Genomic DNA, 23,497 nt, shown 5'->3' on the forward strand with positions numbered 1-23,497 from the left:
GAACAATTCGGCTCTTTGTCTTTAAATAACTTAATTCAGAGTTAAGTAACTAAAGTTATTTATAACAGCTAATGTCGCTTTCTTGCGTCTTATCAATATTTGACGAAAGTATTACTTATCCAACTAATGCAATCTTTTTGAAATTAATAAAACCAGAGAGAGTGTGACCCTTGTCACTCCTGCCCTGCTATCTAAGCGCTAGATTAGCGCTGCAACAAAACACATAAAATACCCTACAGGAAATACTATGCCTTCATTACTATTACAGTCACTGTTTCCGCTCGTCTTTATAATGTTACTTGGATGGCTAAGTGGAAAGCTGGGATATTCCCGGCGTGAAGATGCAAACGTCATGGCAACCGTGGTGATTCGTTTCGCCCTTCCTTTCCATCTTTTTATTGGTGCATTGCATACCGATCCCAATAAAATTAAGAACCTGACCTTTATGGCCGTTTTGGTTGTCGGTTTAATGGGGTCGTATTTACTGACGCTATTTATTTCACGCTATGTTTTTCGCCACGATATCAAAACCAGCGCCATTCAGTCTCTGGTTTGCGCCTTTCCTGATATGGCCTACTTTGGCGCACCGGTCTTGGCGGTATTGATTGGGCCAGAAGGATTTATCGGTGTGCTGATTGGCAATATTATCACCAGCGTTATCATGATCCCTCTGACTATCGTCCTGATTCGTATGGGCGATAAAAACGGTCATGATGGCCTGGAGGCACTGCACCCGGGCGCGATGATCGTGCAAAACCTCATCAAAGCGGCACGCAATCCTATCGTCTGGATCCCGGTCTCCGGCGTCTTACTCAGCCTGGCCGGTGTGCAAATCCCTTCTATTCTCAGCATGCCTATTGAGATGGTTGGCAAGGTTTCAGGTGGACTGTCCCTATTTGCCCTCGGCCTGCTGTTTTACGGTGAACGTCCAAAGCTGAATGTGCAGACATTTACCAATATCAGTATTAAAAACCTGATTCAGCCAGCAATGATGGCCGCCGCAGGGCTCGCCTTTGGTCTTAGCCATAGCTTATTGCAGCAGGTTGTGATTATTGGCGCAACGCCTTCCGCTATTGCCGCGGGGATGTTTGCCTTACGCAGCGATACCTATATTGATACCGCATCCTCTTCCATATTAATTGGCACGGCCGTCGGAGTCGTGACCGAAGGCATTATGATTTATTTCATCTCTTAATCTGTTTTATTTAAAAATTCAGGAGTTAACCATGTCCCGGAAAGAAGTTCTGTACACCCCTTATAACGGGGCCGTATTGCTGGAAAATCCGCTGCTCAATAAAGGGCTCGCATTTATTAAAGAAGAGCGTGATAATTTTAATCTGCATGGGTTATTGCCGCACAACGTTGAAACCATTGAAGAACAAACCGAACGCGCCTGGGTGCAGTTCTGCCATTTTAAAAGCGATATTTCGCGTCATGTTTACCTGAGAAACATTCAGGACACCAATGAAACTCTCTTTTACAACCTCTTGCGTTTGCATCTGAAAGAGACGTTACCGATTATCTATACCCCGACGGTCGGTGAAGCCTGCGAGCATTTCTCCACGATTTATCGACGCGCGCGCGGCTTGTTTATTTCATGGCCTAACCGCCATCGTATTGATGAGATGCTGCAAAGTTTTTCGCGTAACGACATTCGCGTGATTGTAGTGACGGACGGGGAACGTATTTTAGGGCTTGGCGATCAGGGTATCGGCGGAATGGGTATTCCAATTGGTAAGCTGTCGCTGTATACCGCCTGCGGAGGGATCCATCCGGCCTCTACCCTCCCGATTATGCTGGATGTCGGTACCAATAATCAGCAACACCTCGACGACCCGATGTACATGGGCTGGCGTCATCCGCGCATCAGCGACGATCAATACGCTGAGTTTATGGATATGTTTGTCAGCACCGTTAAAGCGCGCTGGCCGAATGTTCTCCTGCAATTTGAAGACTTTGCTCAGAAAAACGCCACCAGGCTGCTCCAGCGCTACCGCGACCAGCTGTGCTGCTTCAATGATGATATCCAGGGCACGGCAGCCGTCACCGCCGGTACGCTGATGGCGGCGGCGCATGCGGCGGGCACGCGCATTCGCGATCAGCGCGTGGTCTTCCTGGGCAGCGGCTCTGCCGGATGCGGGATAGCTGAAAAAATTGTGGCGCTGATGGTGGATGACGGCCTGAGCGAGTCCGAAGCGCGCAGCCGGATCTTTATGGTCGATCGCTTCGGCTTGCTGACCGACGACATGACTAACCTGCTCGATTTCCAGAAAAACCTGCTCACCGCGCGCGACGCCGTTTGCAGCTGGCAGGTAGACGCGAAGAATATTTCCCTGCTGGACGTGGTGAAGAACGCGCATCCCACGGTGATGATCGGCGTTTCAGGCCAGCCGGGGCTGTTCAGCGAAGAGATTGTCAAAGAGATGCATCGCCACTGTCCGCGCCCGATCATCATGCCGCTCTCGAACCCAACCTCGCGGGCGGAAGCCCAGCCGCAGGATCTTATCGCCTGGACCCAGGGTGCCGCACTGGTGGCCACCGGCAGCCCATTCGCCCCGGTATTCTGGGAAAATGCGCACTACGAGATCGCCCAGTGTAATAATGCCTATATCTTCCCGGGTCTGGGGCTGGGCGTACTGGCCTGTAACGCGCGCCGGGTGACTGAAGAGATGCTGATGGCAGCAAGCCGCAGCCTGGCCGCGCAGTCTCCACTGGTCACCACGGAAAAAGGGGGATTGCTGCCGCCGGTAGATCAAATTGAAACGGTCTCACGCCAGATTGCCATCGCCGTCGCCCGGGCCGCGATCGAACAGGGCATGGCTCCGGCGATAGATGAGGCGACGTTGATGGCGCGTATCGAGAAGACCTGGTGGCAGGCGGACTATGCGCCGTACCGCAGGTCTGCGCTGTAAGCCTCGATCCTGCCCTCACCGCATAGTGAGGGCAGGATTGCTGCCTTAGTGCGGGACGCCCGACTGGTCTGAAAGATCGGCGGCGGACAGAATATCTGCCCGTGATGCCACGCTCTTGCGGCGGGCATACCGGTCAGGCTGACCTTCAGGACGCGTTTTGAAGCGCCGGTGCAGCCACATATACTGTTCTGGCGCCATCCGTACCGCTTGCTCAATCGCCCTGTTCATCTGCGTCGCAACAGATTCTTTATCTCCCCCCAGCAACGCCTCGCTGATATCCTCCAGAATGATCAGTTCGTAACCGGTGCCATCCGCCCTGCGGCGCGGCACAAAGGGAATGACGGCAGGCTTCGCGCTTTTGACCAGCATATAGCTTCCAGCGGTCGTGGCGGCATCCGGAACCGCAAAAAACGGCACAAAGACGCTATTGCTTTTGCCATAGTCATGGTCCGGGGCGTACCACAAAATCTCATTCTGCTTCAGGGAGCGGATCATGCCCTTTAAATCATGGCGATCGAGCATGGTTTTATTTGAGCGCAGGCGTCCGCGCGTCTGAAGCCAGTCCAGCAGGGCATTATTGTTGGGACGGTACACCCCAATACCGGGGTTAAGCATGCCAAATATCCGTGCGCCCAGCTCAAGCGTCAGAAAATGCATCCCCACCAGCACCACGCCCTTTCCTTGCGCCATGGCCTTTTCCATGTGCTCATAACCCGTCACGGTAAAGCATTTCCGCACCCGCCATGCAGGCCAGAACCATGCAATCCCGGTTTCGATCACCCCCATTCCTACCGATTCAAAATTACGCTGCAGCAATGACTCGCGTTCATCCTTTTTCATTTCCGGAAAACAGAGCTCCAGGTTGCGGCGGGCAATCTCGACGCGGCGTGGAAGCAGGCGCATCGCCAGTCGACCAAGGCCATGACCGATTCTGAACAACAGCGGATAAGGGAGCAGCATGATAAGCCACAGTGCGGCAATGCCGGTCCAGCTTAGCCAGTAACGGGGATGAAGAAAGGCGAGTGAAAAACGGGGTAATTTTGTCATGAGAAAATTATCCTTTAACGTGTCTGTCCTTAACTGATTCTGCAGGAGATCTTTCCTGAGGATTGATGAGATGTCAGCCAGAAACGTAAAGTGTAACGGATAAGATAAAACGCATTTTTATCGATTTTTGCGAAAAGCGGGAAGACGAGACGGGAAAAACCGGGGAGAAGAGATCCCCCCGGCGAATGCGCTTACATTGAATAGCCTGGCTTTTTGATTAACTCGTCCAGCTTCGGTCCTATTTCGGTATCCCAGACCTGCGCTTTCCAGTCCTCCTGGTTCACCTGATTCAACGCTACGGACACCGAGCTGTCTTTGCTGTTGAAATGGCGAATAATGACCTCAGCAATATCCTCGGCCAGTGCAGTTTTTTGTTCGTCGTTCAAATCGCGGGGAAAACATTTGATATCTACGTGTGGCATATGCAGGCTTCCAGTTGTGAGTCAGGACTCCACGTTATCAGATAATACCGTTGGCCTTTAACACCTTGTGCAGTTCCGGCAGCTGACATACGGTGTCCGCAATAGCCGTAAGCCTCGGCGTATTGGTCGCAAACCAGTCATGACGAGGCCCCCAGGTTCGCGCCACCGCGATATACACATCCAGCAGCGTCAGCCGTTCACCCAACGCAAACGGGGCGGCCTTGAGCTGAGTGTCGAACCACAAATAAAGGGACTTCCGGTATTCGATGCAGTTTTTCTGCAGCTGTTCCGGCGCATCCGGCACCCAGCGTTCGGGATAGTCCGCATACGTAAAAGTGGGGTAGACGTTGGCCACAAACCAGATCAGCAGACGCTGAAACTGCTGGCGTTCGGCCTGTCCCACGGGCGGAGCGAGATCGGGACATCTGTCGAGCACCATCAGGGCAATCGCCGCCGTTTCGGTCATGATGGCGCCATTTTCCAGCTCCAGCGTGGGTACCTGACACAGCGGGTTGAGCTTTTGCAGCAGCTCACGCTGCGGACCGGGCTGGTCAAACCCGTCCACGTTGATAAATTGATAAGGGATATCAGCCAGGGTTAGCATCACTTCACCGATTGCCGAGCCCCAGCCGGGTACGCCATAGAGTTTAATCATGTTGCCCCCTCAGGGATGAAAACCCTAAGTGTAGAGCACCATTAGTAGGTTATCCCAGGCGGGTTGACCTCCGATTGCGCCACCGCTTCCCCCTGCTCGCCCCAGCGCGCCAGTACCTTCTGGTAATCTCCCCGCTTAATCGCACCGTCCAGCGCGGCCTGCAACGCGTACACCAGCTCATTACCCTTTTTAGTGGTCGTGGCAACAAACGCCTTCTTCGGGCCTAACCCCACGACGCGGGTTTTGCCGGTGAGCGCCGCTTTGTAGGCTGAAACCGACTGAGGACCAAAGAACACATCCGCCCTGCCGGACTGAATATAGAGATTGCCCGAGGCATCGTCGTGGAGATAGACCGGCAGCGCAGGCGTCCGCCCCGCCTTTTTGTTCTCTTCGTTCCAGCCCAGCAGAATGCGCTCCTGATTCGTACCGGAGCCGACAATCACCTTTTTCCCTGCCAGATCTTCCGCGCTTTTGATTGACTGGATCTCGCTGGTGGATTTCACCGAAAACGCCAGCGAATCGACGCGGTAGGTCGCAAAATCAAACTTCTCTTTACGCTGTTCGGTCACCGCAATGTTCACCAGCGCCACGTCGTAACGCCCGGAGGCGATCCCCAGCGGCCAGTCTTCCCACGCCGTCGGCACCAGCTTCAGCTTTAGCCCCAGGCTGCCCGCCAGCAGGCGGGCGATATCCGGATCGCTGCCGATGCGCGTACGGTTATCGCTGGCCAGCAGCGCCAGCGGCGGGGAGTTCAGCATTGAGATGGCGACCGTCAGTGTACCCGGCTCAACGAATGTGTAATTGGCGGGGATCTTCGCCACGGCCTGCCGATCCACCGTCACCGGCAGCGGCTGCTCGTTGGCTTTCAAATCAATGCTGGCGTGGCTCACCGTCGTGACGATCAGCCCCGCCAGAAGTCCATATTTCATTGGCACTCCTTACAAGACTTTGGAGAGGAACTGACGCGTTCGCGCATGTGACGGACGGTTTAATACCTCGTCACTGCTTCCCTGCTCGACAATTTTTCCGTCGACCATAAACACCACCTGATCCGCCACTTCCCGGGCAAAGCCGATCTCGTGGGTCACCACCACCAGCGTGGTGCCGGACCGGGCCAGTTTTTTGATCACATCCAGCACTTCCCCCACCAGCTCCGGATCCAGCGCCGAGGTGGGCTCATCAAACAGCATCACCCGAGGACGTAACGCCAGCGCGCGGGCAATGGCAATACGCTGCTGTTGCCCGCCAGAAAGATGACGTGACCAGGCATCAGCTTTATCCCGCAGCCCAACCACGTCCAGCAGGCTGTACGCCCTTTCCACCGCCTCTTTTTTGCTGAACTTTTTATGCGCGATGGGCGCCTCTATCAGGTTTTCCAGCACCGTGAGATGGGGGAAGAGATTGAAGTTCTGGAACACATAGCCCACGTTGACGCGCTGTTTGAGGATCTCCTTCTCCTTTAGTTCATAGAGCTTATCGCCCTGACGACGATAGCCAATGTAATCTCCGTCAATCTGAATAAAGCCTTCGTCGACGCGCTCCAGGTGATTAATGGTGCGCAGCAGCGTCGATTTACCGGAGCCGGACGGCCCGAGGATGACCGTCACGGACCCGGGCGGGATCTCAAGCGAAACGTTGTCGAGCGCTTTATGGCGGCCAAAATACTTGCTGACGCCGGTAATCAAAATATGTCCTTCAGGAGAGGCTTGCATGGACGGGCTCCTGTGCTGGCGTGGTGGTGACAGAACGGGTACGACGGGTGGCACGGTTCTGATTAACGGCAGAGCGGCGTTCGCTGCGGGCAAGCGCGCGCTCGACGCCATACTGGATAGCGGACAGGACGGTGGTGATCGCCAGGTACCAGGCGGCACCGACCATCAGCAGCGGGATCACCTCCTGCGTGCGGTTGTAGATCATCTGGATGGTATAGAACAGCTCCGGCATCGCCAGGACATACACCATCGCCGTGCCCTTGGCGAGGCTGATGATTTCATTGAACCCCGACGGCAGAATGGTACGCAGCGCCTGAGGCAAAATGATGCGCACCGTGCGGCGCCAGGCTGGCAGACCGAGCGCGGCGGCGGCCTCGTACTGCCCGTGGTCGACCCCGAGGAATCCGCCGCGAATGATCTCGGCGGTATAGGCGCTCTGCACCAGGGTTAGTCCCACCACGGCGGTAGAGAACTGCCCCAGCACGTTGATGGTTTCAAAGCTGCCCCAGGTGATGCCGGTGAACGGCACGCCGAGAGAGAGCGTGTCGTAGAGATAGGAAAAGTTATAGAGAACGATCAGCACCACAATCAGCGGCAGCGACCGAAACAGCCAGATGTAGGCCCACGCCAGGCTGCTCAATAGCCAGGAAGACGAGAGTCTCGCCAGCGCCAGCATGCCGCCAATCACCACGCTCAGCGCGGTACCGATCAGCGTCAGCAGCAAGGTCTGGCCGACACCTTCAAGGATCACCGGGTCAAAGAACCAGCGGGCGAACACCGCCCACTCCCAGCGCGGGTTAAAGGCCACGGACTGAATCACGACCGCCAGGACAAACAGCGCCACCGCGGCGCCGACGGTCCGCAGCGGATAACGCGCCGGGACCACCTTAATGGTTTCAACGTTGCTCATCGTCGTTCCTCATGCGGTTTTACTGAACGCTTCGCGTACCAGCGTTTTAGTGAAGCGCAGCCGACCGTCAAACGGCGGCTGGCTGTACTCTTCCGGATCGCGGTTCAGATCGAACTGCGGCTGGTAGCCCTGGCTGAGATAGAGCCTGACCGCTTCCGGCTGGCGAAAACCGGTTGTCAGGTAGATTTGGCCATATCCTGCCAGCACCGCCCTGCGCTCAAGCTCCTGCACCACGCGTCCGGCAAGCCCCTGCTGACGCAGGGTTTTGTCCGTCCAGATGCGTTTGATTTCCGCGGTGCGTTCGTCGAAAGGTTTGTACGCGCCGGTAGCGATAATCTTCCCGTCGCGCTCCAGCACGATAAACAGCCCCTGCGGCGCCAAATACCACTCGGTGAGTTCCACTTCCGCGTCTTTAGAGAAGTAGTCGCCATAGCGGGCGGCATATTCACCGAACAGCCCCTCAATGATGGGCTGAAGCTCGGCATCTTCCGGTGAAACATCACGAAATCGTTCGCTCATCACGCCTCCTTAATCGCCCAGGCCAGCCGGGTTCACTTCTGACTGAGGAATGCGCTCAACCCCTTCCCCCCAGCGATTCAGCACTTTGTCGTAGTCACCGTTTTTGATCACGCCGTTCAGCGCGGTTTGCACCGGCTCAACCAGCCCGCTGCCTTTTTTCAGCGTCACCGCGATGTGCGCCGCCTTCGGCCAGCCGCCGTCGACGCTACCCACCAGTTTGGTTTTCCCGTTCAGCGCCGCTTTCCACGCGCCGATCACGTTCGGACCAAAGTACGCATCCGCGCGTCCGGACTGCAGCGCCAGCGTTTGTGCCGCATCGTCTTTGGTGTAGATCGGAGTAAAGGGCTTCAGCCCCTTCTTCAGGTTTTCGGCGTTCCATGCCAGCAGAATGGCCTCCTGGTTGGTGCCGGAGCCGACGATAATCCGCAGCCCGGCGATGTCCTCAGCCTTCTCAAGCGACTTGATCGGGCTGGTTGATTTCACGTAGAACCCGAGGGAATCTTTACGGTAGGTGGCAAAGTCAAACTTCTCTTTACGCTCTTTGGTGACGGTGATGTTGCTAATGGCGGCATCATATTTCCCGGAGGCCACGCCCAGCGGCCAGTCTTCCCAGGAGGTCGGCACCACGTTCAGCTCCAGCCCCAGGCTGTCAGCGACCAGACGGGCGACGTCCACTTCACTTCCCAGCAGCGTTTTGTTGTCATCGGAAAACACCGTCAGCGGAGGTTGATTGAGGCCCGCCACCGCAACGGTAAATTTCCCCGGCACGGCGAAGCGATAATCTTTCGGCAGCTGTGCCACCGCTTCTCCATTTTTGACGGTATTAACCGGCGTTTTATTGGCCTCGATGCTCACACCGGTGCCGTTAATATTCACATTCTCTGCCCAGACGGCAGGGGTAAAGGCCAGCGCGAGCGCCAGAATAAGCGATGTTTTCTGCATAGCGGTGTTCTCTTTTATTGTTGTGTGAACTGGTTTTTAGGTTCGTCTAAGCCCAGACTTTCGCGCAGCGTGGTGCCCGGATAGTCGGTGCGGAACAGGCCGCGCGCCTGTAAAACAGGCACCACCTGGTCAACAAAGCGCGGGAAGGTGTCCGGCGTACCGCCCTGAATGATGAAGCCGTCTGCGGCATAGCCTTCAAACCAGGCCTGCAGACCGTCTGCCACCTCTTCCGGCGTACCGGCAAAGCGCGGGCGCGGCGAAGCGGCTTCAAGCGCTACCTGACGCAGGGTTAAGTTGCGCTCGCGGGCATTTCGCTTGATTTCATCGGTGGTGCTGCGGAAGCTGTTTTTGCCTAAGTCGCCGATATCCGGGAACGGCTCGTCGAGCGGATACTGACCGAAATCGTGATGTTCAAAATAACGCCCGAGGTAGTTGAGGGCATCGTTAATCGACACCAGCGCCGCCGTGGTTTGATACTGGTTTTCCACGTCATCGGCGTCTTTACCCACAATCACGCTGACGCCCTGGAAAATATGTAAATCTGACGCGCGGCGTCCGTTTGTTTCCAGCTGCTGCTTCACGTCGAGGTAAAAGGCTTTTGCCTCATCGAGCGTTTCGTGATGAGTAAAAATGGCGTCGGCATGTTTTGCCGCCAGCTTTTTCCCGTCATCCGACGCGCCCGCCTGAAAGACAATCGGTCGTCCTTGTGGCGTTCGACCAATATTCAGCGGCCCGGCGACCTGGAAGAAGTCACCGTGGTGATCCAGCGCGTGCAGTTTGGCCGGGTCAAAAAACTGACCGCTCTCTTTGTTGCGGATAAACGCGTCGCCTTCCCAGGAATCCCACAGCCCTTTCACCACGTCGAGATACTCATCCGCAATCCGGTAACGCAGCGCATGCTCGGGGTGTTTTTCGCGAGAAAAGTTCTTCGCTGACCCTTCCAGCGGCGAGGTCACCACGTTCCAGCCCGCGCGTCCGTTGCTCAGGTGGTCGAGGCTGGCGAACTGGCGCGCCGTGGTGAAAGGCTCGCTGTAGGAGGTGGATAAGGTTCCCACCAGCCCCAGGCGCGAGGTGATGCTGGCGAGAGCGGATAACACCGTCAGCGGTTCAAAGCGATTTAAAAAATGCGGGATCGATTTCTCGTTGATATAGAGACCGTCGGCAACGAATAGAAAATCGAGTTTGCCCTCCTCCGCCTTTAACGCCGTCGCTTTGACGAAATCAAAATTGATACTGGCATCGGCGACGGCCTCAGGGTGACGCCAGGCGGACATATTTCCGGATGCACCATGCAAAATGGTCCCCAGCCGCAGTTGACGATGTGCAGACATATTCACCTCTTAAGAATTAAACGTGTTGCAGGGCTTTTTCCGCAAGCTGTGCAAAATAGCGGGCAGCGGGCTCGATTAAGGCTTCATCCGGATTGAAGGCCGGATGATGTAAACCATACGGGCTGTTGCTGCCGATGCTGACAAACGCCCCCGGGATCTGCTGCAGATAGACCGCGAAATCTTCCCCGCCCATATGCAGCTCGGCGTGCCGGGTTTCATATCCGGCGTCCCGGGCGACCGAGGTGGCGAAATCGGCCCAGCGTTCGTCATTCACCAGCGCGGTGGGCCCGGCATACCAGGTAATGTCAATCTGCGCGCTAAAGGCGCTGGCAAACCCGGCAGCGATTTCGCCCACGCGGGCTTTCACATTCTGCTGCACTTCCATGCGGTGGGTGCGCAACGTGCCTTCCAGCTCGACGCTTTCCGGCAGCACGTTCCAGGTGTTACCGCCTGCAATGCGCGTCACGCTCAGCACCACCGAATCCAGCGTGTTGACGTTGCGGCTGGCGACGCTTTGCAGCGCCGTCACCAGCTGGCTCGCCAGCACAATGGCGTCGTTGCCTTCGTGCGGACGTGCGGCGTGCGCGCCCTTACCGGTAATGCGGATCACGAAGCGATCGACATTGGCATAAAACGGTCCGCCGCGGGTGGCGAACTCACCGACCGGCAGGCCGGGTTCGTTATGCATGCCGAAGATGGCGCTGACGTCACGCAGGGCACCGGCCCGCACCATGCTCTTCGCACCGCCAAAGTTCTCTTCGGCAGGCTGAAACAGGATCCGCACCCGGCCGTTAAGCGACGCTTCCCGCTCTTTCAGCTTCAACGCGGCGCCGAGGATCACGCTGGTGTGGATATCGTGTCCGCAGGCATGCATTACGCCTGCACGCTGCGAGCTAAACGGCACGCCGCTGCGCTCTTCAATCGGCAGGGCATCGATATCTGCCCGCAGCGCAATCAGTTTGTTGCCCGAGCCGATTTCCGCCACCAGTCCGGTAGACAGGTCGTAAGGCTGCGGGGTAATCCCGGCATTCGTCAGCCACTGGCGCAGGCGCGTTGTGGTCTCCACTTCCTGGCCGGAAAGCTCCGGGTTCTGGTGCAGCTCGCGACGCCAGGCAATCAGCTGTTCGCCAAAGCTCATACGGTGACCTCCCTGTTAAGACGCGCCTCGGCAAGCAAACGCAGCGACGCGACGCGCGTTGCTCCCTCCGCTACCGGCGTGTCGATGATAAATTCGTCAATGCCCCACTGCTGGTGCAGCGCGTCGAGCTGTTCCAGGACCGACTCAGCCGTACCCGCCAGCAGCGACTGCGCCCGACGTGCAATGCGTACCGGCTCGCTGCCCGCCTGACGCGCAAAGGCGTAGGCCTGCTCTTCGCTGGCCACGGTGACACGCTGGCCGTTTGCCAGCTCGACGCCCCACACTTCGACCTTTTGCGCCAGGGCTTCTGCCTCGGCTTGCGTCTGCGCGACAATCGCCTGTACCGCCACTATCACGTCCCGCGTGCTGCTCTTACGCCAGGTCGATACCACCTCGCGCAGCAGTTCCGGGTCACCGTTCAGATGCGCGGCAAAAACAAAGTGCCAGCCGAGCCCGGCGGCCAGCAGCGCGCTTTCGGTACTCGCACCCAGCAAAAAACGTTCTGCAGGCGACGGCGGCAGAGGCGTGGCGCGGACGGCGTCCTCAGTTGACGGATGTTCAGGACGGATCCAGCGATCGAGCTGGGCCAGCTGTTCGGCGAAGCTGCCCTTTTCCTCTTGATTCAGGCCCTGCTGCAGCGCGCGAGTTGAGAGCGGCAACCCGCCGGGGGCTTTCCCGACGCCGAGATCCACACGGCCAGGCGCCAGCGCCGCCAGCACGTTGAAATTCTCGGCGACTTTATAAGGGCTGTAATGCTGGAGCATCACGCCGCCGGATCCGACGCGGATGCGCGTTGTTTGCCCGAGGATCCAGGCAATCAGCAGCTCCGGCGAGGGGCTGGCAAGATGGGGAGTGTTGTGGTGTTCGGCAATCCAGAAGCGGTGATAGCCCAGATTTTCTGCCTGCTGCGCCAGCGCCAGGGTACGCGCCAGTGCATCGGCAGCCGTTTCGTTTTCAGCGATGTGGCTTTTATCCAGAATGCTGATTCGCCATGACATGTTGCGTTCTCGTTTGACTTAACATGTCGACATTATTAAAGGCGCATTTCACCACTGAGAAACAATTAATTTACATTTAGTTTGCCGGAAATCAGATATATAAAACCACGCTAAGAATAAGTCTTTAAGGCGGTAATCAGCGTTTCCGCCTGCCCGCGGCGAGTAATGCGGACAAAACGAATGTGTCCAGATGAGAATGGACTCTCTGCTGAAGAATGCGCGCCGGAAACCAAACGTTTTCGCCCTGTGAACGAAACGCTATTTCAGCATGGCAATTTTTCCGGGGAGACGATCTCCCCCTTTCAATTTGGCTTATGTCATTTATTTGCAGCGCCACCCAAAAACGCCCCTGAAAATATTTTCATTTTTATTACATTCGATAGAATTAATAATTTAAAAATAATGAACAGGGCTATTCCGAATAATCTTAATTTCAGAGAGAATAGACAGCAGGCAGTTATAAAAATAATCACATTAATCTTACCTGAACGTTTTCAGGGCATTTCTTTATTCTTGCACATCATCATGGAGTTACTCATGAGGCGTAACAATCCCGTTACACAAAACGAGTATTTGCTTAACGATGGTTCGACGTTAATGTCGACCACCGATACAAAAAGTCATATTACCTATGCTAATTCCGCTTTTATTGAAGCCAGCGGATATAAAGAAGAACATCTTCTGGGTGAGCCGCACAACCTCATCCGCCATCCCGACATGCCTGCCGAAGCGTTTGGCGACATGTGGTTTACCCTGCAGCAAGGTGAGACCTGGACGGGGCTGGTGAAGAACCGTCGTCATAATGGCGATCACTACTGGGTGCGGGCTAACGTGACGCCGGTCTGGCAGGGTGGATCCCTGACGGGCTATATTTCCGTGCGGAATATAGCCGCACGGGAAGAGATCGCGGCCAGTGAAAAACTGTACGCAAAAGTGCGTAATAACGAATTAAAACATTACCGCTTTTATAAAGGGTTACTGGTTCGGCGCGGTTTATTTTCGTTTATGTCGCTCTTTAAACGTCTCAGCACCAGTAAACGAATCCATCTGGGTATTGCGACGACAGCGTTACTCTCCTGCCTGGCGATATATTTATTCCCTGATAGTCGCGTTCAGGCCGGTAGTCTGATGCTGCTGTTTGCAGCCCTCGCCTGTTATCTTCATGCACAGATCGCCCGACCGGTTAAATCCATTGTGCAACAGATGCAGCGCGTGGTTTCAGGACGTAAAACGAACTACTACCATTTTGACAGGATCGATGACATCGGGCTGATGATGCGCCTGGTGAATCAATCAGGTTTGAACCTGAATTCGCTGGTTGACGATGTCGGGGCGCAAATCAGCGGGATTGGCACCATCAGCCAGCAGGTGGCGAAAGAAGGTGCAGCGCTGCAGACGCGTTCAGAAGAGACCGCAGACTTTCTGCAGCAAACCGCGTCTGCGGTGGAAGAGATCGCCAGCGCGGTGAAGCAGACGGCAGAAACCGCGAAAGAAGCCACGGAGATGGCGGATCGCACCCGCGACAGCGCCCACTGCGGCGAAGCGATGATGAAAGAGACCATCGGTATGATGCAATCCGTGTCGCAGGATAACAGCCAGATCGTCGATATTATCAGCGTTATCGATCGTATTGCCTTCCAGACCAACATTCTTGCGCTGAATGCTGCCGTGGAAGCGGCGCGCGCTGGCGAAGCCGGGCGCGGTTTTGCCGTGGTGGCGGCCGAGGTGCGCAATCTTGCGCAGCACTCCGCGACGGCGGCGAAAGAGATCAAAGCGCTGATTGAGAAAAACGTCGCCAGCGTCAATGCTGGCGTGGAAAAGGTGGAACAAACCGAAACGCAGCTGACGGTCATGATCGAAAATGTGCTGCAAGTCTCCTCCCTGATTAAGGAGATCGGTCACGCCACACAGGAGCAAACCCAGGCGCTGACGCTCATCAACGCTTCTATCTCCCGTATCGGTGCAATGACCCACAACAATACGGGGATGGTGGATAACGTCACTCACGCCGCGAATCACCTGACGCAGCGCACGACGCGTTTGCAACAGGCGATTGCCGTTTTTGGCGGTTAGCCGTTCGGGTACTGCTCGTCGGTGACTTTTTCCAGCCACGCTACCGGGCTGCTGTTAACGGATTCGGCGATGGCAATATGCGTCATCGCCGTTTGCGCACTTGCGCCGTGCCAGTGCTTTACGCCGGGTGGGATCCAGGCGATATCGCCCTGATTCAATATTTCCGCCGCTTTGCCCCACTCCTGTAACCAGCCACGCCCCTGCGTCACAATCAGCGTTTGTCCAAGGGGATGCGTATGCCACGCGGTGCGCGCGCCCGGCTCAAAGGTCACGGTTGCCCCGCCGACGCTGGCAGGTTCGCCCGCCTGGAATGGCGCGTCAATGCGGACGGTGCCGGTGAACCAGGCTTCCGGTCCCTTTGCTGAAGGTAATGAACCGCTGCGGATAATTTTCATCTTATGCTCCTCGTTTACTGTTGCGTTAACAGTAGCGCAAAGCAATCCGGAGCATTAGCGTGCATAATCAGATAGGAAACATGACTGAAATTCATAAATAGAGGCAATCGCGATGCTAAAAGATAATTTCAACGACCTGCTCTCTTTTATGGTAGTCGCCCGCGAGCGCAGCTTTACGCGCGCCGCGGCGCAGCTGGGCGTCTCGCAATCGGCGCTGAGTCATGCCATGCGCAAGCTTGAAGCGCGACTCGACGTTCGCCTTTTAACCCGCACAACCCGCAGCGTTGTTCCCACCCAGGCGGGTGAGCAGCTCTTTACGCGCTTAAGCCCACATTTGCTGGAGATTGAACAGGAGCTCACGGCGCTTCGTAGTGCGCGCGACAAACCTGCAGGCTCTATCCGCATCGTCGCCGGGGAGCATGCGATGGACGTCGTGCTCTGGCCGGTACTGAAGGCGTTTATGGTGCAGTATCCTGAGATTAACGTTGAAGTGACGGTAGATAACGGCCTGACGGATATCGTGGATGGCCGTTTCGACGCGGGAGTACGCCTGGGTGAACAGGTGGCAAAAGATATGATTGCGGTACGGATCGCACCGGATATGCGCATGGCCGTGGTCGGTTCCACGGATTATCTGGCACGCTTTGGCGTGCCGCAGACGCCGGAGCAGCTCGCTGACCACCGCTGCATCAATATGCGCCTGCCCACGCGAGGGGGATTGTATCACTGGGAATTTGAACGCGACGGACGCGAGCTTCGCGTGCGGGTTGAGGGGCAGCTTACGCTGAGCAACCTGTCGCAGCGCATCGACGCCGCTGAGAATGGCCTCGGATTAGCCTACGTGCCGGAGACGTCGGTTCTGGGGGCGCTGAGTGACGGACGGCTGGTCAGGGTCCTTGAATCGTGGTGCCCTACTTTCGAGGGGTATCACCTTTATTATCCGAGCCGTCGCCAGCACACTACCGCGTTCAGGTTACTGTTAGATGCTCTGAAGCAATCAAAATCTTTACCACCTGGTAATAATTAAGAAAATCTGATGATTAAATAATCAACCTACCGACTGTTTTGTCTAAAAACTCATCATGATTCAGCGTGTTGTGATCGCCGTCTGCTCTGACCACACGATTTCCTTCGACGTGCATCACTTTCGGCACGGTTATATTTTGCGTCGCTTATGAATTGCAGGTAGGATGCCTCGCCATGTTTCGCCTTATCCATACGCAGAATGACTGGGAAGGCGACATGTGTTTGCGCAGAAGCAATCGTTTGTATTGCTCTCTGGCAGGCAGGACTATCACGATAATGGTTCAGACAGGCAAACAGGTAACTCAATGAAAACAAGCAATAAAAGCGCAGCCGATCATCATGCTGCTAAACGTCGCTGGTTGAACTCCCACGAAGAGGGCTACCACAAAGCGATGGGCAACCGTCAGGTTCAAATGATCGCCATCGGCGGCGCTATCGGAACGGGTCTGTTTTTAGGTGCTGGTGCGCGTCTGCAAATGGCTGGCCCGGCTCTCGCCCTGGTCTATCTGGTGTGCGGGATCTTCTCTTTCTTCATTCTTCGTGCTCTGGGCGAACTGGTACTGCATCGCCCTTCCAGCGGAAGCTTCGTCTCTTATGCCCGTGAATTCCTCGGTGAAAAAGCGGCCTACGTTGCGGGCTGGATGTACTTCGTCAACTGGGCGATGACCGGTATTGTCGATATCACCGCCGTTGCGCTGTATATGCACTACTGGGGCGCGTTTGGCGATGTGCCGCAGTGGGTCTTTGCGCTTGGCGCGCTGGCCATTGTCGGCACCATGAACATGATCGGCGTGAAGTGGTTCGCGGAGATGGAGTTCTGGTTTGCGCTGGTAAAAGTGCTGGCCATTGTGATTTTCCTGGTTGTGGGTACCGTCTTCCTCGGCAGCGGTAAACCGCTGGATGGCAATGCCACCGGCTTCCACCTGATAACCGATAACGGCGGATTCTTCCCGCACGGTCTGCTGCCTGCGCTGGTACTGGTTCAGGGCGTCGTGTTCGCCTTCGCCTCTATCGAACTGGTAGGCACCGCAGCAGGTGAATGTAAAGATCCGCAGACGATGGTGCCAAAAGCCATCAACAGCGTGATCTGGCGTATCGGTCTGTTCTACGTCGGTTCCGTGGTGCTGCTGGTTCTGCTGCTCCCGTGGAACGCCTATCAGGCGGGTCAGAGTCCATTTGTGACCTTCTTCTCTAAGCTGGGCGTACCTTACGTTGGCAGTATCATGAACATCGTGGTCCTGACGGCGGCGCTCTCCAGCCTGAACTCCGGCCTTTACTCTACCGGACGTATCCTGCGCTCCATGTCGATGGGCGGCTCTGCACCGAAGTTCATGTCAAAAATGAGCAAGCAGCACGTGCCGTACGCCGGTATTCTGGCGACGCTGGTGGTCTACGTCTTCGGCGTGTTCCTGAACTATCTGGTTCCGTCCCGCGTCTTCGAGATCGTTCTGAACGTTGCCGCGCTGGGTATTATCGCGTCCTGGGCGTTTATCGTGGTCTGCCAGATGCGTCTGCGTAAAGCGATCAAGGAAGGCAAAGCGGCTGACGTGAGCTTCAAGATGCCGGGCGCCCCGGTGACCTCCTGGCTCACCCTGCTCTTCCTGTTCAGCGTGCTGGTGCTGATGGCGTTCGATTATCCGAACGGTACCTACACCATCGCGACCATTCCGCTGCTGGCCGTGCTGCTGATTGCCGGCTGGTTTGGCGTGCGTAAACGTGTTCACGAAATTCACAGCACCGCGCCGGTTCATCCTGATGATGAAAAACACGACGCACCGCTGGTAGAAGAAACCTCGCGTTAATAAAAAAGCCGGGTGGCGGCTTCGCCTTACCCGGCCTACATCTCATGGTTTTGTAGGCCCGGTAAGCGCAGCGCCACCGGGCAATTCCCACCTTACAGCGCGATACGAATCACATCGTCAGGCTGAGCGGCTTCCTGCTGGCGAGTCGATTTTTGTTTCACCGTCACGTACAGGGTTTTGCCATCCGCAGAGAGCGCCAGGCTGTTCGGGTATACCGGCGTGTCGAAAGTTTTTGTGACCTTATAAGACTTCGCGTCAATCACGCTCACCTTACCGGCTTCACGGTGCGTCACATAGGCTTCATTGCGGGCCGGGTTAAACAGGACCGCCAGGGACTCCGGCGCGGTGATTTTCTCGATCACGCTGCCGTCCTTCAGGCTCACCACCAGCACTTCCGGCTGTTTTGAATCGGTCAGGAACGCACGCTGACCGGCAATGTCGAGGCTCAGATTCAGGTAGAAGTGCTCTTTCCCGTCATCCTGCACCTTTTTACGGCTCAGGATTTTGTTCGTGGCCGTATCAATCGTCACCAGCTCACCGTCCGCATTCGTGGTATAGAGGCGTTTCGCCTGTGCATCCAGCGCCAGGCCGGTGCTAAAGGTACCTGCATTGGCAATCGTCTCTTTCAGCTTCAGCGTTGCGCCATCCACCACCCAAATCACGCTCTCTTTGCCGACACCGGTGATATAAATCGTGTTGCTCGCGTCATCCGCCACCAGCTGGCGCGGCTGCAGCGGTTTGACGGTTTCACTGCGCTGGCGATTATCGAGCACCAGACGCCCTTTCACGTCGCCCGTTTTCGCATCAATGGCCGTCACCGCGCCGTTAATGGTGTTGCCAAACCACAGGGTTTGCGTCGCGCTGTCGAGAGTGGCGCCAAAGGGTTTGAGATCGCTATGAATCGCCTGCGTCACGTCCAACGTGACCGGGTCAAGGCGATAGATAACCCCGCCCTTATCGGTTTTGCGGCTTTGCGAGGTCGCCACCCACAGCGCATTCTCCTGCTGGCTAACTGCCATTTCATACGCCCCTTTGCCCACCGCTTTACGCAGCACCTCTTCGGCGGCATGTACCTGGAACGTCCCGGCAAGCAGTAAAGAGGCAGACAGCAGTGACATACTCAGACGCGGCGAGCACAGATGACGTAAAGACATAACAATTCCTTTTCTGAAAAGAGAGGTTTCCGCTGACATCACTTCCGGCAGGCAACGTCATGGCATTGCCTTTTGATAATGAGAATAGTAATCATTAATCAACTGAATGTGGAGTTTTTCTTTCACGTCTTGTCTTTCATTAACGCAATGTGCGGTTATAGTTTTCAAAACATTTACAAAACCTTTAACATGTATGGACATGTTCCATTTGGTTCGTTTAGACACCACAACCGGTTTTATTCATGAAAATCATTTCTGCCCGTAAGGCCTCTCTCCCGCTGCTGCTGGTTCCCGTTATTTTCGCGCCGCTAACCGCAATGAGCGCGGAGGAACAGACCATGATCGTCAGCGCCACGCCGCAAACCGTATCGGAACTGGATACCCCGGCCGCGGTTAGCGTCGTCAATGGCGATGACATGCGCCAGGCCGCGCCTCGCATCAACCTGTCTGAATCCCTCGGCAGCGTCCCGGGACTGCAAATTCAGAACCGCCAGAACTATGCTCAGGATCTCCAGCTTTCGATGCGTGGATTTGGCGCCCGCTCAACGTTTGGCGTGCGCGGTATCCGTATGTATGTCGACGGTATCCCTGCCACCATGCCGGACGGACAGGGCCAGACCTCCAACATCGATCTCTCCAGCGTGGAGAGCGTTGAAGTGCTGCGCGGCCCCTTCTCAGCCCTGTACGGCAACGCCTCTGGCGGCGTGATTAACATCAACACTCAGACCGGGCGGCAGCCACCGACCATTGAAGCCAGCAGCTATTACGGTAGTTACGGTACCTGGCGCTACGGCATGAAAGCCACCGGTGCGATGGGTGACGGCACCCATGCGGGCGATGTGGATTACACCGTTTCCACCACCCGCTTCACCACCAAAGGCTACCGTGACCACAGCGGTGCGCGGAAGAATCTGGCCAATGCAAAGCTGGGCGTGCGTATTGATGATGTCAGCAAGCTGACGCTGATTTTCAACAGCGTGGACATGAAAGCCAACGATCCGGGCGGGCTGAGCTATCAGGAGTGGCAGAATAATCCGCGTCAGTCTCCGCGTGGCGATCAGTACAACACCCGTAAGACCATCAAACAGACCCAGGCCGGTCTGCGCTACGACCGCCAGCTCAGCACGCAGGACGATCTCAGCGTGATGATGTACGCCGGTGAGCGTGAAATGACGCAGTACCAGTCGATTCCGTATCAGCCGCAGCTCAAACCTTCCCACTCCGGCGGGGTGATCGATATGCAGCGTCATTATCAGGGCATTGATACCCGCTGGACGCACCGTGGCGAGCTGCTGGTGCCGGTGACGTTTACCACCGGCCTGAACTACGAAAACCTGAGCGAAGATCGTCGCGGATACGAAAACTTCGTCATGGACAACGGCGTGCCGGATTACGGCGTGAAGGGTGACAAGCGTCGAAACGAACGTAACCTGATGTGGAACGTCGATCCTTATCTGCAAAGCAGCTGGCAGCTGACGCAGAAACTGTCAGTGGATGCGGGGGTACGCTACAGCTCGGTCTGGTTTGATTCCAACGACCATTACGTTACGCCAGGCAACGGCGATGATAGCGGTGACGCGAGCTACCACAAGTGGCTCCCGGCGGGCTCTGTGAAGTATGCGGTGACGGACGCCTGGAATCTCTACGCTGCGGCAGGACGTGGATTCGAAACGCCAACCATCAACGAACTCTCCTATCGTTCAGATGACAAGGGCGGACTCAACTTTGGCCTTCAGCCGTCCACGAACAACACGTACGAAGTGGGCAGCAAAACCCGCGTCGGCAATGGCCTGCTGACAGCAGCGCTGTTCCGCACCGATACGGATGATGAGATTGTGGTGGATGCCAGCTCTGGCGGACGTACCAGCTATAAAAATGCCGGAAAAACCCGTCGTCAGGGTGCAGAAGTTTCCCTTGACCAGCAGTTTGCTGAAAACTGGAAGCTGAAGCTGGCGTGGACATACCTGGACGCCACCTACCGCACCAACGTTTGCGGCGACGCAGACTGTAACGGTAATCGTATGCCGGGTATCGCCCGCAACATGGGCTACGCCTCGTTTGGCTGGCAGCCGGAGGAAGGCTGGTACGCGGGTTCTGACGTGCGCTACATGAGCGATATCATGGCCGACGACGAGAACACGGCGAAAGCGCCGTCGTATACGGTAGTCGGGCTTAACACCGGGTATAAATTCAACTATGGCAACTGGGGCATGGACGTCTTTGGCCGCGTCGATAACCTGTTTGACAAAGAATACGTTGGCTCGGTTATTGTCAACGAGTCCAACGGTCGTTATTACGAACCTGCTCCAGGCCGTAACTACGGGGTCGGACTGTCGGTCTCTTATCGCTTCGAGTAAGCAAAAAGAAAAGTTTATTTTATTAATGAAATAACCCTCCTGATGGCTTATTGCCATCAGGAGTTATTCACCAGATAAATAATTAGGTGCGGTATATAGTCGCTCTGTTAAATAATCTCTTAGTTAAAATATTGTCGCTGTAAAAGCAAATTCGCTTCATCAATCACCTTATCAATCGCCTTCTGGCAGGCAGCAACATCTCTTCGCTCAAGGGCGGAAAGGAGTTCGTCATAGTGATATGTCGACGCTTTGATGTCGTTAAGCTCCTGGTGAAGATAGTTCATACAGGGCCCGATGCGCACCCAGAGTTGTTCAATTAAGGCATTAAGGGTCGGCATTTCCGCATACTGATAAAGCGTGAAGCGGAAGACGCGATTCGCATGAAGCGCCTGCTGAACGTTTCCGTTGCACATGGCCTCATGGAATGCCTCTGACATTTTGCGCAATACCTCCAGCTTGCCTTCTGACATATTCTGGCATGCTGCGGCGACCGCCATCGGCTCAAGCTGTTTTCTGATGGCGTTAATCTCGTTATAACGCTCCAGCGTTACCTCCGGAACCAGAAATGCCTGCGCGGGCGTGGCGTGTAACGCCCCGGATGACACCAGGCGCAAAAGCGCCTCGCGAACCGGGGTAATACTGGTTCCTAATTTATCGGCGATCTCTTTCGTAATCAGTCGTGCCCCAGGTTTGAGGGAGCCTGTAATTAACGCTCCTTTCAAACTGAGTTCAACTTGCATGGTAAGACTGACCCTTTGGGCTTTTTCTAAGTGATCCAAATCAAGCATGTTCAATTCCTGTAGCTAAAACTTAATGCTATTTTTAAACGCCAGTTTTAATAAAACGACGCTGGTCCGATATATCCTGTATCGTCATGCCTGGTGATGGGAAGTACGTAAAAACATCAAAAAAAGCCAAGTTTGTTTTTTATCGACTTCGGGCCCATCCGGGATGTGGGCGCGAAATGCCATGTCCATTAATTAAAGACAATATATCGTATCTTCACAAATAAATATGGCGGGAAACCCCGCCATAGTGCTGTTTATTTATTGTCACTCGCGACGCGAATCACGACTTTGCCGAAGTTACGCCCTTCAAGCAGGCCAATTAGCGTCTCAGGCGCGTTCTCCAGCCCGTCTGTTACCTGTTCACGATAGTGAATTTTGCCCTCCTGCACCCAGCGTCCCATCGCGTCCTGGAACTCCTTAATGCGGTGCCCGTAGTCCTGGCCGATGATAAAGCCCTGCATACGAATGCGTTTCTTCAGGATGGTCGCCATCAGGAGCGGCAGGCGATCCGGCCCTTCGGGCAAGCCCGTCGCATTATAGCCGCTCACCAGGCCGCACACCGGCACGCGTGCGGAGGTATTGAGTAACGGCAGCACGGCGTCAAACACTTTCCCACCGACGTTTTCATAATAGACATCAATCCCGTTCGGGCAGGCGTGTTTCAGCTGTTCGGCAAAATCGGCCGCGTGATGATCGAGACACTGGTCAAACCCGAGAACCTCAACGGCATGGCGGCATTTTTCTGCACCACCGGCGACGCCGACCACCCGGCAACCTTTGATTTTACCGATCTGTCCGACGGTCGCGCCAACCGGGCCTGTTGCCGCGGCGACCACCAGCGTTTCACCCGCTTTTGGTTGCCCGATATCCAGCAATCCCATATAGGCGGTAAAGCCTGGCATGCCCAGAATACCCAGCGCCCAGGAAGGATGAGACGGATTTTCGCCCAGTTTCACCAGGCCGCTGCCGTCTGAGAGCTCATACTCCTGCCAGCCGCTGTAGCCCAGAACCCACTCACCCGGTTTGAAATCGGGGTGACGGGATTGCTCAACGCGGCTGACCGTTCCCCCCACCATCACCGCGCCCAGCTCGACCGGAGGTGAATAGGATGGCGCATCGCTCATGCGCCCTCGCATGTAAGGGTCCAGCGACAGCCAGACGGTACGCAGCAAAAGCTGCCCCTCAACGGGTGCTGGAACAGGCTGCGTTTCCAGACGAAAATTTTCCGCGACCGGCGCACCCTGCGGACGAGAGGCCAGTACCCAGCGGCGATTTTGCGAAACAGGTTGATTCATCGGGATCTCCTTCTGGTACAA

Annotated in this window: 21 protein-coding genes; 6 read left to right on the forward strand and 15 right to left on the reverse strand. The window is 55.7% G+C overall.

Translation table 11 applies throughout. The features are described from left to right. The first annotated feature begins 247 nt into the window (after positions 1–247). Together FU672_RS00580 and FU672_RS00585 are read left to right on the forward strand one after the other, a co-directional pair. Positions 248–1,195 (forward strand): AEC family transporter, encoded by a 948-nt coding sequence (locus tag FU672_RS00580; RefSeq protein ID WP_148241751.1) that lies wholly within the window; start codon positions 248–250, stop codon positions 1,193–1,195. Positions 1,196–1,226: 31 nt separating this feature from the next. Further along, positions 1,227–2,912 (forward strand): NAD-dependent malic enzyme, encoded by a 1,686-nt coding sequence (locus tag FU672_RS00585; protein WP_148241752.1) that lies wholly within the window; start codon positions 1,227–1,229, stop codon positions 2,910–2,912. Between the two features lie 45 nt (positions 2,913–2,957). On the opposite strand, the gene FU672_RS00590 is transcribed toward FU672_RS00585, so the two are convergent. The 11 genes from FU672_RS00590 to FU672_RS00640 all read right to left on the reverse strand — a co-directional run bounded on the left by FU672_RS00590 (position 2,958) and on the right by FU672_RS00640 (position 12,586). After that, complete coding sequence (locus tag FU672_RS00590) at positions 2,958–3,959, reverse strand: Kdo(2)-lipid IV(A) acyltransferase (RefSeq protein WP_148241753.1); 1,002 nt, start codon at positions 3,957–3,959, stop codon at positions 2,958–2,960. A 191-nt stretch (positions 3,960–4,150) separates the two neighbouring features. Next, positions 4,151–4,381 (reverse strand): tautomerase PptA, encoded by a 231-nt coding sequence (gene pptA / locus FU672_RS00595; RefSeq protein ID WP_023335848.1) that lies wholly within the window; start codon positions 4,379–4,381, stop codon positions 4,151–4,153. Between the two features lie 37 nt (positions 4,382–4,418). Continuing rightward, positions 4,419–5,036, reverse strand: a complete 618-nt coding sequence (locus FU672_RS00600; RefSeq protein WP_148241754.1) for a glutathione S-transferase family protein — start codon at positions 5,034–5,036, stop codon at positions 4,419–4,421. A 41-nt stretch (positions 5,037–5,077) separates the two neighbouring features. Then, positions 5,078–5,965: an ABC transporter substrate-binding protein gene (locus FU672_RS00605; protein WP_187360765.1), complete on the reverse strand. Its 888-nt coding sequence runs from the start codon at positions 5,963–5,965 to the stop codon at positions 5,078–5,080. 9 nt (positions 5,966–5,974) lie between these two features. Next, positions 5,975–6,748, reverse strand: a complete 774-nt coding sequence (locus tag FU672_RS00610; protein WP_148241755.1) for an amino acid ABC transporter ATP-binding protein — start codon at positions 6,746–6,748, stop codon at positions 5,975–5,977. Beyond that, positions 6,732–7,658 carry an amino acid ABC transporter permease gene (locus FU672_RS00615; protein WP_148241756.1) on the reverse strand — a complete coding sequence of 309 codons (927 nt, stop codon included), beginning with the start codon at positions 7,656–7,658 and terminating at the stop codon, positions 6,732–6,734. Before FU672_RS00615 ends, FU672_RS00610 begins: the two co-directional genes overlap by 17 nt. Before the next feature lie 9 nt (positions 7,659–7,667). Then, a complete protein-coding gene (locus FU672_RS00620; protein ID WP_148241757.1) occupies positions 7,668–8,177 on the reverse strand; it encodes a GNAT family N-acetyltransferase in 510 nt (169 codons plus the stop codon). A 9-nt stretch (positions 8,178–8,186) separates the two neighbouring features. Beyond that, positions 8,187–9,119: an ABC transporter substrate-binding protein gene (locus FU672_RS25520; protein ID WP_063142668.1), complete on the reverse strand. Its 933-nt coding sequence runs from the start codon at positions 9,117–9,119 to the stop codon at positions 8,187–8,189. Positions 9,120–9,133: 14 nt separating this feature from the next. Beyond that, complete coding sequence (locus FU672_RS25525) at positions 9,134–10,450, reverse strand: LLM class flavin-dependent oxidoreductase (protein WP_148241758.1); 1,317 nt, start codon at positions 10,448–10,450, stop codon at positions 9,134–9,136. Between the two features lie 16 nt (positions 10,451–10,466). Further along, a complete protein-coding gene (locus FU672_RS00635; RefSeq protein WP_148241759.1) occupies positions 10,467–11,588 on the reverse strand; it encodes a M20 peptidase aminoacylase family protein in 1,122 nt (373 codons plus the stop codon). Continuing rightward, positions 11,585–12,586, reverse strand: a complete 1,002-nt coding sequence (locus FU672_RS00640) for an LLM class flavin-dependent oxidoreductase (RefSeq protein WP_148241760.1) — start codon at positions 12,584–12,586, stop codon at positions 11,585–11,587. The genes FU672_RS00635 and FU672_RS00640 overlap by 4 nt, the downstream gene beginning before the upstream one ends. Before the next feature lie 537 nt (positions 12,587–13,123). On the opposite strand from FU672_RS00640, the gene FU672_RS00650 reads away from it, so the two are divergent. Next, the gene (locus FU672_RS00650; RefSeq protein WP_148241761.1) at positions 13,124–14,659 is read left to right on the forward strand and encodes a methyl-accepting chemotaxis protein; all 1,536 of its coding nucleotides are present in this window, start codon (positions 13,124–13,126) and stop codon (positions 14,657–14,659) included. On the opposite strand, the gene FU672_RS00655 is transcribed toward FU672_RS00650, so the two are convergent. Beyond that, positions 14,656–15,054: a (R)-mandelonitrile lyase gene (locus tag FU672_RS00655; protein WP_148241762.1), complete on the reverse strand. Its 399-nt coding sequence runs from the start codon at positions 15,052–15,054 to the stop codon at positions 14,656–14,658. The two genes, FU672_RS00650 and FU672_RS00655, sit on opposite strands and share 4 nt — an antisense overlap. A 112-nt stretch (positions 15,055–15,166) precedes the next feature. Between FU672_RS00655 and FU672_RS00660 the strand changes: the two genes are divergently transcribed. Then, complete coding sequence (locus FU672_RS00660; RefSeq protein WP_148241763.1) at positions 15,167–16,081, forward strand: LysR family transcriptional regulator; 915 nt, start codon at positions 15,167–15,169, stop codon at positions 16,079–16,081. A 304-nt stretch (positions 16,082–16,385) separates the two neighbouring features. Continuing rightward, positions 16,386–17,882 carry an L-asparagine permease gene (gene ansP / locus FU672_RS00665; RefSeq protein WP_148241764.1) on the forward strand — a complete coding sequence of 499 codons (1,497 nt, stop codon included), beginning with the start codon at positions 16,386–16,388 and terminating at the stop codon, positions 17,880–17,882. A 92-nt stretch (positions 17,883–17,974) separates the two neighbouring features. On the opposite strand, the gene yncE is transcribed toward ansP, so the two are convergent. Then, complete coding sequence (gene yncE / locus FU672_RS00670; RefSeq protein ID WP_148241765.1) at positions 17,975–19,036, reverse strand: 7-bladed beta-propeller protein YncE; 1,062 nt, start codon at positions 19,034–19,036, stop codon at positions 17,975–17,977. 242 nt (positions 19,037–19,278) lie between these two features. Here yncE and pqqU point away from each other — a divergent pair, with 242 nt between their 5' ends. Next, on the forward strand, positions 19,279–21,393 hold the full coding sequence (gene pqqU, locus FU672_RS00675; protein ID WP_148241766.1) for a TonB-dependent receptor PqqU: 2,115 nt from the start codon (positions 19,279–19,281) through the stop codon (positions 21,391–21,393). Positions 21,394–21,512: 119 nt separating this feature from the next. Here the strand turns inward: pqqU and FU672_RS00680 are convergent, their stop codons facing one another. Both FU672_RS00680 and curA read right to left on the reverse strand, forming a co-directional pair. Then, complete coding sequence (locus tag FU672_RS00680) at positions 21,513–22,181, reverse strand: GntR family transcriptional regulator (RefSeq protein ID WP_148241767.1); 669 nt, start codon at positions 22,179–22,181, stop codon at positions 21,513–21,515. A gap of 254 nt (positions 22,182–22,435) precedes the next feature. Continuing rightward, entirely contained in the window at positions 22,436–23,476 is a 1,041-nt protein-coding gene (curA, locus tag FU672_RS00685; protein WP_148241768.1) for an NADPH-dependent curcumin/dihydrocurcumin reductase, read from the reverse strand. Positions 23,477–23,497 lie beyond the last annotated feature (21 nt).

The sequence above is a fragment of the Enterobacter asburiae genome, assembly GCF_008080435.1.
Classification (GTDB): Bacteria; Pseudomonadota; Gammaproteobacteria; order Enterobacterales; family Enterobacteriaceae; genus Enterobacter; species Enterobacter asburiae_C.